This window comes from Erwinia sp. SLM-02 (assembly GCF_037450285.1).
Lineage (GTDB): Bacteria > Pseudomonadota > Gammaproteobacteria > Enterobacterales > Enterobacteriaceae > Erwinia.
The window spans coordinates 1,013,412-1,024,173 of the sequence record NZ_JAQISN010000001.1; the positions used below are offsets into that span (position 1 = coordinate 1,013,412).

Annotated in this window: 9 protein-coding genes; 6 read left to right on the forward strand and 3 right to left on the reverse strand. The window is 53.5% G+C overall.

What is annotated here, in order from left to right; translation table 11 throughout:
• Nucleotides 1–34: 34 nt before the first annotated feature.
• Nucleotides 35–643: an NUDIX domain-containing protein gene (locus PGH32_RS04820; protein ID WP_337893332.1), complete on the forward strand. Its 609-nt coding sequence runs from the start codon at nt 35–37 to the stop codon at nt 641–643.
• Nucleotides 644–1,003: 360 nt separating this feature from the next.
• Complete coding sequence (locus PGH32_RS04825; RefSeq protein ID WP_337893333.1) at nt 1,004–1,255, forward strand: hypothetical protein; 252 nt, start codon at nt 1,004–1,006, stop codon at nt 1,253–1,255.
• Between the two features lie 145 nt (nt 1,256–1,400).
• Here PGH32_RS04825 and aztD read toward each other — a convergent pair whose 3' ends face one another.
• Both aztD and aztC read right to left on the reverse strand, forming a co-directional pair.
• A complete protein-coding gene (gene aztD, locus PGH32_RS04830; protein ID WP_337893334.1) occupies nt 1,401–2,672 on the reverse strand; it encodes a zinc metallochaperone AztD in 1,272 nt (423 codons plus the stop codon).
• Nucleotides 2,673–2,716: 44 nt separating this feature from the next.
• Nucleotides 2,717–3,610, reverse strand: coding sequence for a zinc ABC transporter substrate-binding protein AztC (aztC, locus tag PGH32_RS04835; RefSeq protein WP_443112766.1), 894 nt, complete (start codon nt 3,608–3,610; stop codon nt 2,717–2,719).
• A 653-nt stretch (nt 3,611–4,263) separates the two neighbouring features.
• Here aztC and PGH32_RS04840 point away from each other — a divergent pair.
• The 3 genes from PGH32_RS04840 (at nt 4,264) to PGH32_RS04850 (ending at nt 6,423) form a co-directional block, all read left to right on the forward strand.
• Nucleotides 4,264–4,458 carry a hypothetical protein gene (locus PGH32_RS04840; protein ID WP_162824573.1) on the forward strand — a complete coding sequence of 65 codons (195 nt, stop codon included), beginning with the start codon at nt 4,264–4,266 and terminating at the stop codon, nt 4,456–4,458.
• 59 nt (nt 4,459–4,517) lie between these two features.
• Nucleotides 4,518–5,198 (forward strand): hypothetical protein, encoded by a 681-nt coding sequence (locus PGH32_RS04845; protein WP_337893335.1) that lies wholly within the window; start codon nt 4,518–4,520, stop codon nt 5,196–5,198.
• 694 nt (nt 5,199–5,892) lie between these two features.
• Nucleotides 5,893–6,423, forward strand: coding sequence for a hypothetical protein (locus PGH32_RS04850; protein WP_337893336.1), 531 nt, complete (start codon nt 5,893–5,895; stop codon nt 6,421–6,423).
• A 72-nt stretch (nt 6,424–6,495) separates the two neighbouring features.
• On the opposite strand, the gene PGH32_RS04855 is transcribed toward PGH32_RS04850, so the two are convergent.
• On the reverse strand, nt 6,496–7,596 hold the full coding sequence (locus tag PGH32_RS04855; RefSeq protein ID WP_337893337.1) for an NADH:flavin oxidoreductase/NADH oxidase: 1,101 nt from the start codon (nt 7,594–7,596) through the stop codon (nt 6,496–6,498).
• Between the two features lie 1,002 nt (nt 7,597–8,598).
• Here PGH32_RS04855 and PGH32_RS04860 point away from each other — a divergent pair.
• Nucleotides 8,599–10,686, forward strand: a complete 2,088-nt coding sequence (locus PGH32_RS04860; RefSeq protein ID WP_337893338.1) for a TonB-dependent receptor — start codon at nt 8,599–8,601, stop codon at nt 10,684–10,686.
• Nucleotides 10,687–10,762: the final 76 nt, after the last annotated feature.

Sequence of the window (10,762 nt, forward strand, 5' to 3'; positions counted from 1 at the left end):
AGCGTGCCTGCTGTCATCTCATTCGGGAAAAACCATGCAAACTGAACCGCTCAAAATCCGCAATATCCGTGAACAGCTGCTGTCGGATAATTGGTACACGCTGAAAAAATTCACCTTTGAACTGCAGCGCCGCGACGGGCAGTGGCAGGAACAGAGTCGTGAAGCCTACGATCGCGGTAACGGTGCGGTCATCCTGCTGTACAACAAAGCGCGTAATACGGTGGTACTCACCCGACAGTTTCGCTTCCCGGTTTATATCAACGGCCATTCGGGTTTTCTGATCGAGGCCGCCGCCGGGCTGCTGGATAACGCCTCGCCCGAGGAGCGGATTCTGGCCGAGGCGGAGGAGGAAACCGGCTACAAAGTGGCTAACGTGGAGAAGGTATTTGAAGCCTATATGAGTCCCGGGTCGGTGACGGAAAAGCTGTATTTCTTTATCGCCGAATACGCCGAACGGGATCGCAGCAACGACGGCGGCGGCCTGGTTGAAGAGGGTGAGGATATTGAGGTGCTGGAGTGGCCCTTCGAGCGTGCGCTGGCCGCCATCCGCAGTGGGGAAATTCAGGATGCGAAAACCATCATGCTGATTCAGCACCTGGCGCTGAATTCGGTATTGACGACCGACGGCGGGCTGCCTGGATAATCCCGTGTGTAAGCGTGTAAGCGTGTAAGCGTGTAAGCGTGTAAGCGTGTAAGCGTGTAAGCGTGTAAGCGGATAAGCGGATAAGCGGATAAGTGGGTAAGTGGGTAAGTGGGTAAGTGGGTAAGTGGGTAAGTGGGTAAGTGGGTAAGCATGAGGGGGGAAATACAGACTGGGAAACGCTTTCGCCCCCTCAATTTGTAAAAAAGGCAAAGTTAGGAAATCTGAGAAGTATGAAGCGGGTGTTATGTTATTTTATAACCAATCAGGTTAAGCTTGAGTTTAAGGCTAAAACCGTTACACCCAAACTTCGCAGTCGTTAAGCCAGCCCGACAGCGCCCGGAATGTTTATTAGAGGTTCAGATGAAAATCAGTAAAATTATTGCGCTCTCTCTGACGATGGCCTCGGCCCAGACTCTGGCCTTTCAGGCTAAAGAGACTCAAATTTCCGTTCCGTCGCAGGAGCAGCTAAAAACGGCTGAAAATGCGCTTGTTGGCAACTTTTACAACCCGCACGGGGTGCGAGGGCAGGCCAGCGCCTTTGCCACCTGCGCCGCCGTACCGGTTGCCGGATGCGGCTGCCCGTTCTGCACCCAGCTACGCAGCAGAGCTTAAACCGCTGCTGAAACACAGCGACCGCGCCTGTCGAATGTGCTGAAAATCCACTATTCAGCGAGTTAACCGCTGGTTCAGGCCATTGATTGCTGCTTTATTCATTAACCGCCGCCAGGCGGTATCCCGGCGGCGGTGCTTTTACCTGTTAATGCGCGTGTTCGTGGCTATGAGCGTGCTCGTGGCTGTGGCCGTGTTCATCATCAGCCTGCCCGCCGCCGTGAACTTTGCCCGATCCACCCACCGCCACGATATTAAACGGCTGACCTTCCACCGCAATCTCGCCGGTTTCTTTAAGCGCTACCGCGTCCAGCACGTGGATTTTACTCTTCAGCGGATCGGTCACGAAGATTTTGCTGTCCGCCACGGCAATACGCGGGCGCGGATCGTTCCAGTGGCCGTCCATCGAGTAAGGTTCGGTCACTTTTACCGACCGGGTAATCTGCCCCTTCAGCACGTCAATCTGGTTCAGCTTGCCGTCTTCGGTAAACACCCAGGCGAATTTTGGCCGCACCGGATCGACGGCAAAATGCACGCGACGGGTCGGTAGCTGGATCAGCCGGAAGCTCTCCGCCTCGGTTGGGTCAATCAGCACCAGGCGATCCGGGCCGTAGTTGCCGAGAAAGTACTGCATGCCTTTGCCGCCAATCAGCGTGGAGGTGCTGCCCTCCGGCAGTGATTTCGCGTAGGGCAGATGCTTAATCACCGGCACATCGCCATTTTGCGTAATCAGCAGCAGGCCGGTCGCGCAGGAAAGCGCATAGATATTGCCCGAACCGGCAGAGCCGTGCAGTCCCGGGCAGGCGGCATCTTCGCCAACCTTATTCCCCTTCAGATCGACCACCCGCGCGCCGACCGGGCGCTTGCTGGCATCGTCAGGATTCGGGACAGAAACCACCGCATAGCCATCGTACGGGACCGCCACACCATGATGCGCGGCCACCACGTTTACTTTAGTCGCGTCATTTTTACCGGCCAGCACCGCGTGCTCGGTCAGCAGCTGTGCGCTGCTTTCACCGTCAAACCACTGCGCCACCTTGCCCTGGCGTTCCACAAAGTGGCCGGGCTTTTTGGCGTCCAGTTCAACCTTCAGCAGCTTCGCATCGTCAATATCGATATCGGCATGGTCGCCGTGATCGTGGAAGGCAATGCCGGAAGATATTGCCGACACTACGTTGGCGCTACCCTGAATCGCAAACACCACCGCGCCGCTTTCGGTGCGGGACAGGCTGGCCGGGCCTTTCACGTTGAGCGTCGCCAGCTTATCGCCGTCCAGCGCGTCAATCACGTTGATGACCGGCTTATCGTGATCGGACACAAACAGCCGCCAGGCGTTGACATCGTCTTCGGCCTGCGCGGAACCGGCGGCCAGACCCAGCAGCAGCGCGGAAATCGCCGCCGATAAAATACGTTTTTTCATACTTATCTCCATTTATAAAATCTGTGCCCGGTGGAATTCGGGAATTACCGTTGCCCGATGGCCGCCGCCGCCAGCGTCGTGGCGTTGTGTTCCATCATGGCGAGATAGGTGGCGGCGGGGCCGTCGGCGGCGGAAAGTGCATCGGAGTAGAGCGTTCCGGCAACGGGTAATCTGGCTTCGCTGGCGATCTGCTGCACCAGCCGCGGATTCGAAATGTTCTCAGTGAAGATGGCGGAAGCGTGGCGGGTTTTGATCTCTTTCAAAATTCCGGCCACGTCCGCCGCCGAAGCTTCAGACTCCGTGGATACGCCCTGCGGCGAGAGGAAATGGATGCCGTAAGCCTCTTCGAAATAGCGGAAGGCATGATGCCCCACCACCACCGTGCGCCTTTCCGGTGGCACCCGCTGGATCGCGGCGGCGATTTTACCGTCCAGCGCGTTCAGCTTTTCCGCGTAACGGTCGGCGTTCTGCTGATAAAACGTGCAGTTATCCTTATCCGCCGTGCAGAACGCCTCGGTAATATTCTTCACGTAGACTTTCGCATTGGCGACGGACTGCCAGGCGTGCGGATCGAACGGGGCGGCATGAAACACTGCCTTGCCGTTGTTAAAGTGGTAGTGCCCGCCTGCCGGATCGCGCAGGATAGCGGCATCCTTCGTGGTTTCAGTGACCGGCGCGGTGCTCTCGCTGGAGCGGATCAGCCGGATCATAAAGCCTTCCAGCTTCAGGCCGTTAATCAGGATCACATCGGCTTTTGCCATCGCGATAGCGTCAGCCGGGGATGGCTCATAGACGTGCGCATCGCCGTTGGGTCCAACAAGCGTGCGCAGCGTAATCCGGTCTTCACCAATGTTGTGTGCCATATCGCCAATAATTGAGAAGCTGGCGATCACATTGATTTTGGCATTCGCCGGCATAATGGAAAACAGCGGCAGCATTAATGCCATCATCACGGATAACGTGGGACGGCCGGTTTTTTTGGTCACATCACTCTCCTGATTTTATCCCTGGCGGAAAGCCATAAAGGCATACAAAAACTTACATGATGAAACGTTATAACATAACAATTGATCATGCAAATGATAATTAATGCCGGGGTTTGGGTGAGGGAGGTGAGTGAACGGACGCTTCCTGGCGAGGCGGTGAAGAGTGTGGCTTGGTGAAATACTCGAAGACGAAGTGCGGGTAAAAGGACAGGCAATGGTCATCAAATTTCAGGCCGACTGACAGCGAATTATCCTCTCATAACGGGGAGGCGAGTAGATAAATCAATCAGATTTAAGGGGGCGTGCCTTAGTCATTTTACTGGGAGCATCATTTAAAGCGCTATGGTGAATAGTCTGAGGCCGTGTCCGCTATGAGCGATGAGCGGACACTGCTAACACCCTTCTGTGTGAACTCTCAGGGAGCAGGTCTACTACTCACTACATTTAGGGGTAATTGAAATAAAATCACCTACATATAGGGATTATTGTTTTTTAAGTGCTTGACAATTCTGCACATGGTATTTAACGGTGTCTGTGGTAAACTATCCACAGAATGATCAACAGTGTTTGATTGTGGATAACCGTTGGATATATGGGGAGGATTAATGGCTAAATATGAACTTCGACCGCTGTCAGACAGCCGCAAGGCTGACATTGCTCGCAGTGCATTAGCACAAAATAGCGCCCCTGCTAAGCCTGCTGCTTCGATGTCTTCTGGCTCTGCCCCAATGCAGAGATCACGAGATAATGCGCGAGTGATGATGGATCGCGCATTTAGGGCAATTGTCGCCAAAGGATAATTTTACTTTAGTTGATTAAAGCGCCTTTTCTGGCGCTTTTTTATTGCGGAAAAAACCAAATGGAAAAGCTCTGGGTTTTTACTCAATTAGTTACAGGAAAAGATGATACCTCAGGCTTTTTGGCTTACGCGCTCTATAAGCACGACAAAAATGAATACGCAGAGAAGTTGCGTGGGAGCGGTGAATGCACAGAAGACTATATTAACACCCAGCTGAAGATCTTTCATGAGCAGACAGTTAATACGCCTGGCCGAATCGAGTCTTACAAAGAGAAAGCTGAAGCCATCGTCACAAACTTAACAGACCAGATTGATGCTGACATCAGGCTTGAGTACGATGCACAGTTAGCCGGTGCTAACTTACAAGATGTTGAAATAGAACGGCTGAAAGCAGAAATACAGACAATGAAGGCATCACGTGAGAGCGAACTAAGGAAGGCTGGAGAGGATGCTATCCTCAATTTTCATCGTATGGTTGAAATCACCCAAGCACGCAAACGTGGGCGTGTTTCCCGCTCGTTAGGATGGTACTGGAATGGGTTTGCCAGCATTTTCGCCACCATAACCTTCGCTGTCATTGTCTATGGCATTTGTACTTGGGCATTGCCACAAAAATCTAGAAACGACATTGTGGATGGAGCGTTTAAAAATCTGCAAGGTTCATTATTCCAGCAGCCAAACATTCAGCTTAATAACGGAAATAATGAGAACGTTCAGCAACCTAACTCAACCGCCGAATAGTATCTACTTAATGCGCGAGTTGCCTCGCCATCTCGCGGAGCTTTGCTTTTCAGATGTTTGGCTATCCCAATTCGCCCGCGCGGCTCATTAAAATAGATTTCGCGGGTTGTTACTGTGCGTTTGATTGACATTCCGATTTCTCCTGAGATTCAATGAGTAATTAGAAAAACCGTTTCCATTCAGTTAATGATATTTACTTGGACGGAATAACCCGAACGCCCATGAGCGCGCGGTTTTATGTCAAAAATAAACAGCTGAACGTCCGCCTTTGGCACTTAGCTGCCATAAGACACTCAAGCCACTCACAGGATCTTCCTGTCTCGTGATGAAAGGTGTCTTTTAAGCTTTGCGTTGACAGAAACGGCGATGAGATTACCACCCGCAATTATTAACGTGTGTTTACTAAGCGTCTGCTTACGGGGTGATCGGCTAACGCTGATAGTCCCGTCCTTTATGCAACAGTGAAACGCGGCGAGAAGGGCGACTGGCGAGAAGTGTGAAAATCCTTTACTCTTATCGGCCTCAAAGCGGGTTGGAAATCCCTGCAAATTCAGTGGCGTAATCCAAAATGTACAAGTTTTTTGCTTCGTTGTTGTTTTTATTCTCATTCAATTCCTTTGCCTTAACCCTGAGTAACTGGGAATTCCAGAAGCCGGGATCGTTTTGCCCACTAATGGGCTACGGTATGTGCCTGATGGATGTGTACGAAGGTGACATCGTGAAGGGCGATGCGGATAGGATAGCGATCCGGATCGAAAAGCTGGCGAAAATAGACCCCTCTACGCGAACCGGCATGATCCAGATCCAGTCCAACGGCGGCGATGTGGAAGAGGCGATGCGCATCGGCCGACTGCTGCGGAAAAACAAAATTCAGGTGCTGGTGCCGATGAATGCGCACTGCTATTCCTCCTGCGTGCTGCTGCTGGCGGGCGGCGTGGGCCGCTTTGCGGCGGGAGAAATCGGCATTCACTCCTTTTACAGCCTGAGTTCACAAAAGCCCGGTGCGGACTACGATCGGGAAGAACAGCTCTATGCGGATACCGAAAAGTCGATCAGAGCCTATCTGAGTGAAATGCGCGTGCCGGGCTACCTGATGGATGCGATGCTGCAGGTACCGTCCTCCAGACTGGAAATTCTCGATCTGGAAAAGCTAAAAGAATATGGCCTGTTTGGCATCGATCCGGTCTTTAATCAGTATTTAAAAGCCAATAACCTGATCAATTAACTTGAACGCCGGGCTGATATTCTCCCCGGCCATAAGATAAAAAGCAGATGCCGAAACATCTGCTTTGATTGCTCACGAATCTTTTTTGAAAGTCCCCTTAACCCCGTGTGGCTCCGAACGCAGATACTGTGGCGGCACGCTGACCTGGCCTCTGAGCGCGGCGGCGGCGTGCCACGGCCAGCGCGGGTTATAAAGAATGCCGCGCGCCAGCGCCACCAGATCGGCATCGCCATCGGTCAGGGCGGCTTCGGCCTGATGCGGATCGGTGATCAGTCCCACGCCAATCACCGGAATGCCGACCTGCTGACGGATGTCGCGTGCGAAGGGCAGCTGATAGCCATCCCGCACGACGATCGCCTGCGCGGTGGAGAGGCCGCCGCTGGAAATATGCAGATAGTCACAGCTCAGCGTTTCCAGTTCGCGGCTGAACACAATGGATTGCTCCACATCCCAGCCGCCGGCCACCCAGTCGGTGGCCGACAGCCGTGCGCCCACCGCCACGGATTCCGGTACGGCATCCCGCACCGCGCGAAACACCTCCAGCGGAAAGCGCAGGCGATTCTCCAACGATCCGCCGTACTCATCCTCGCGCTGGTTGCTGAGCGGCGAGAGGAACTGGTGCAGCAGATAGCCGTGCGCCGCATGTATCTCAATCAGCTCGAAGCCCAGCCTGACCGCCCGCTCGGCGCTGTCGACAAACGCCTGCTTCAGCGCCGTAAGCTCATCTTTGCTTAACGCATGCGGAGGTACATCGCCTTCGGCAAAGCGGGCCGCCGACGGTGCCACGGTTTGCCATCCTCCCTGTTCCTCAGCCAGCTGATGTCCCCCATCCCACGGCGCGGCGCAGGAGGCTTTACGCCCGGCGTGGCCCAGCTGGATGCCGAGGCGGATCGGCGAATACGCGCGGATATCGCGCACGACCTCCGCCAGCGCCGCCTCGGTTGAATCATCCCACAGCCCTAAATCGGCGGGAGAGATGCGGCCTGCGGGTTCAACGGCGGTGGCCTCGACGATCAGCAATCCGGCACCGGAAAGGGCTAAATGCCCAAGATGAATGCGGTGCCAGGCGGTGGCGTGGCCGTTATCGGCAGAATACTGACACATCGGCGCAATCACGATGCGGTTGTCCAGCGCCAGCTGGCCGATATGAACGGGGCTGAAAAGTTGACTCATAACATTCTCCGTTGCAAAAGTTAAAATATATGCTGCTCTGCGCAATGCTGCATTCCACAGCATAGCCGTTTCAGCCCGGCACCTCTTGGCGTCCTCAGGCATCATACCCGGGGCCTAATTCCGGCCCGGCGCGCCGCCCTGACCAGCGGTATCCACGGCGCGGATCTCGGGCAGGGGCACGGTGACCCGTTTAACGCCAGGTGCGGGCGCGATTTGACAAAGTTTAGTGCAGCACGGGCCTGGCATACTCATCAATATGGCCTGTTACGGCATCCTTACAGGCTGAAATTCGCCAGGGATATTTTTGTGGTCGATACGATTCAGCGCGGAAGAATTAATCCGTTAAGCGACCGTATTAATGATTAGGTAATTCTGTCTAATAGCGGTAATTAATTAAGGGGTATATCTCATCGTACCACTTCATGCGGTAAATAAATCCTGATGCTAAATTATTGAATTATTTCCTCGTATTTAATTCTTATTTTTACCCTTATAAACAGTGCCACTAAAATAAATGAATTAAGGATTAAGTTGCAAAGTGTGATCTGGATCACGTATAAAGAATGCTAACGATTATTGTCGTTGTTTTGTCAATTTTGGTAATGATATAACAAAAACCGCATAAGGGACCGTAAGGAAATCTCCCTTAAACATCAGGTTTTTGATCGTTTTTCCAGACTGCGACAGTTTTGTTACAGCCTGCACTAAGAGATTCCTGGAAAAGATAACATAAGAATAATTTGTTATTTTAATGTAAAATTAGCCCCTGCAGAGCCTGTGGGCACAGTCCGTAAAAATAAGAATTTAAAACGGTTCGCGGCAACGATCGCGATCCGTGGGCTGGTATGTATAGAAAATTTTTTCGTGATTGAAATTACCCTGATGATGATGGGTTTATTATTGCAAGGCAGTTGGCAGCGCTATAAATATTATAATTTACACTGGAATGTACCGTGAGCAGATTCAGGTTTGTTAAAAGCCTTTACCTCATGGAGTATTACGATGAGATTTCATCGCAAAACTATCTTTGTCGCATTAAGCGCCGCGTCATTTATGGCAACTGCGGCACCAACCGACAAAAAAACCGATAACGAAACTAAACCGGGCGAACTGCCTACGATTACCGTCACCGCGGAGAAAGTGGCTAAAGGCGAGCAGCAAACGCCAATCAGCATGAATACGCTGACGGATTTTGATATTGAGCGACGCAAAATCGACAATATCTATGACGTTTCGACCTACATACCCAACTTCTACATGACCAAAGCGGGCAACACGTCCGATGCGGGATTCTTCACCATTCGCGGCCTGACCCCGGGCATGGAAGGTGAGCAGGCCGTAGGCTTCTTCGTTGATGGCGTATACAGCGCGCTGTTTGACGCCGAGCTGCTGGATGTTGATCGCGTGGAGGTGCTGCGCGGGCCGCAGGCCACGCTCTACGGGCGCAACACCGAAGCGGGCGTGCTCAACGTCATCACCAAAGATCCTGACACCGTGCCGGAATACAAAGTCGGCGTTTCCTACGGCAGCTACAACCGCGCCCAGGCCGACGCGCTGGCGGGCGGCGCAATCGGCGACAGTGAAGACTGGTCATACCGTACCGCGCTGAAATACGTTTACGGCGACGGCTACTTCAAGCGTGAATCCGACGGCGCGAAAGACGTTGACCGCATCCGCGATTTCTACGGCCGCGTGAAGCTGCGCTGGCAGCCGATGGACGGCAACTGGGACGTGATCTCCACCTTTGAGTCGCAGAACAAGCGCGACGGCAACTCGCCGTTCGTTAACTGGAACGACATCAAAAGCGGCCGTAAGTATGTGAAATCCGATTACGCCGGCCAGGCCGACGTGGACGTGTGGAAAGCGCAGATGAAGGCGGTCTACTCGTGGGATACCATCGATTTCACCTCGATCAGCGCCTACAACCACGATAAAAAAATCGACAACGAGGACCTCGACTTCACCGACGTTGACGAAGCCAAACTGCTGATGGATCGTGAAACGCGCTACTTCTCGCAGGAGTTCCGCCTGAACTCGACCGATCAGGGGCCGTTTAACTGGCTGCTGGGCACCTACTTCCTGCACCAGGACGATAACAACACCATCGCCTATCGCTACAACTCCTACGACTACTTCCAGTCGGGCAACACGCAGATCAAAACCGACAACTACGCGGTGTTTGGTAATGCGGGCTACTACGTGCTGGATAACGTCGAACTGGTGGCCGGCGTGCGCTACGACTACGACAAAAAGCGTCTGCACTACACCTCAACCGGCAGCATGATGGGCTACCCGACCGGCGATGGCGAAGATAACAACGATCGTTCGTTCGATGCCTGGCTGCCGAAGGCCGGGGTGAACTGGTACGTCACGCCGGAAGCGATGCTGTACGCCAGCATCTCCAAAGGCTATAAGAGCGGCGGCTTTAACACCCTCGGCCCGAACATGGCCCGCTCCTACGACGCCGAACACACCACCAACTATGAAGTGGGCCTGAAATCCGACTGGTTTGATCACAGCGTTCGCTGGAACACCGCGCTGTTCTGGATCGATATGAAAAACCAGCAGACCGAAGTCACCTTCTACCCGGACTCCTACACCGCCAACAGCGGTAAGTCGGTCAGCCGTGGGGTGGAAACCGACCTGACCTGGCAGGTGACCGACGCGCTGCGCCTGGCGACCAACGCGGGCTATACCGATGCCAAATTTAAAGACTTCCCGACCGAAGTTGATAACGGCACCGGCACCTACGTGTCCACCAACTACAAAGATAAGCGTCCGGCGAATGCGCCAGCCTATAACTACGGCTTCAGCGCGGACTACAACTTCGCCAACGGCTTCTTTGTGCGCACCGACTATAACGTCACCGGCAGCATCTACTTCGATAACGCCAACACCAAGAAACAGTCGGCTTACGGCCTGCTTAACCTGTTCGCGGGTTACACCACCAACGAGTACGACATCACGGCCTACGTGAAAAACGTCACCAACGAAACCTACGTCACCCGCGCATTCAATATGAACGGCGACTGGTATGCCCGCGCAGGGGAACCGGTCAACTTCGGCGTCAGCGTTAACTATAAGTTCTGATTTAAGCGGAACCTCAGGTGGCTGCGCGCAGCCACCTTTTCTGGCCGTTTTTTGCGGCCGGGATTTTACAGCAGGG

Bases quoted from the DNA above. Each gene is read 5' to 3' on its own strand.
- aztD (WP_337893334.1), bottom strand. From the start codon at position 2,672: ATGAAAAAACGTATTTTATCGGCGGCGATTTCCGCGCTGCTGCTGGGT.
- aztC (WP_443112766.1), bottom strand. From the start codon at position 3,610: ATGCTGCCGCTGTTTTCCATTATGCCGGCGAATGCCAAAATCAATGTG.
- PGH32_RS04850 (WP_337893336.1), top strand. From the start codon at position 5,893: ATGGATGTGTACGAAGGTGACATCGTGAAGGGCGATGCGGATAGGATA.
- PGH32_RS04825 (WP_337893333.1), top strand. From the start codon at position 1,004: ATGAAAATCAGTAAAATTATTGCGCTCTCTCTGACGATGGCCTCGGCC.
- PGH32_RS04820 (WP_337893332.1), top strand. From the start codon at position 35: ATGCAAACTGAACCGCTCAAAATCCGCAATATCCGTGAACAGCTGCTG.
- PGH32_RS04860 (WP_337893338.1), top strand. From the start codon at position 8,599: ATGAGATTTCATCGCAAAACTATCTTTGTCGCATTAAGCGCCGCGTCA.
- PGH32_RS04845 (WP_337893335.1), top strand. From the start codon at position 4,518: ATGGAAAAGCTCTGGGTTTTTACTCAATTAGTTACAGGAAAAGATGAT.
- PGH32_RS04855 (WP_337893337.1), bottom strand. From the start codon at position 7,596: ATGAGTCAACTTTTCAGCCCCGTTCATATCGGCCAGCTGGCGCTGGAC.
- PGH32_RS04840 (WP_162824573.1), top strand. From the start codon at position 4,264: ATGGCTAAATATGAACTTCGACCGCTGTCAGACAGCCGCAAGGCTGAC.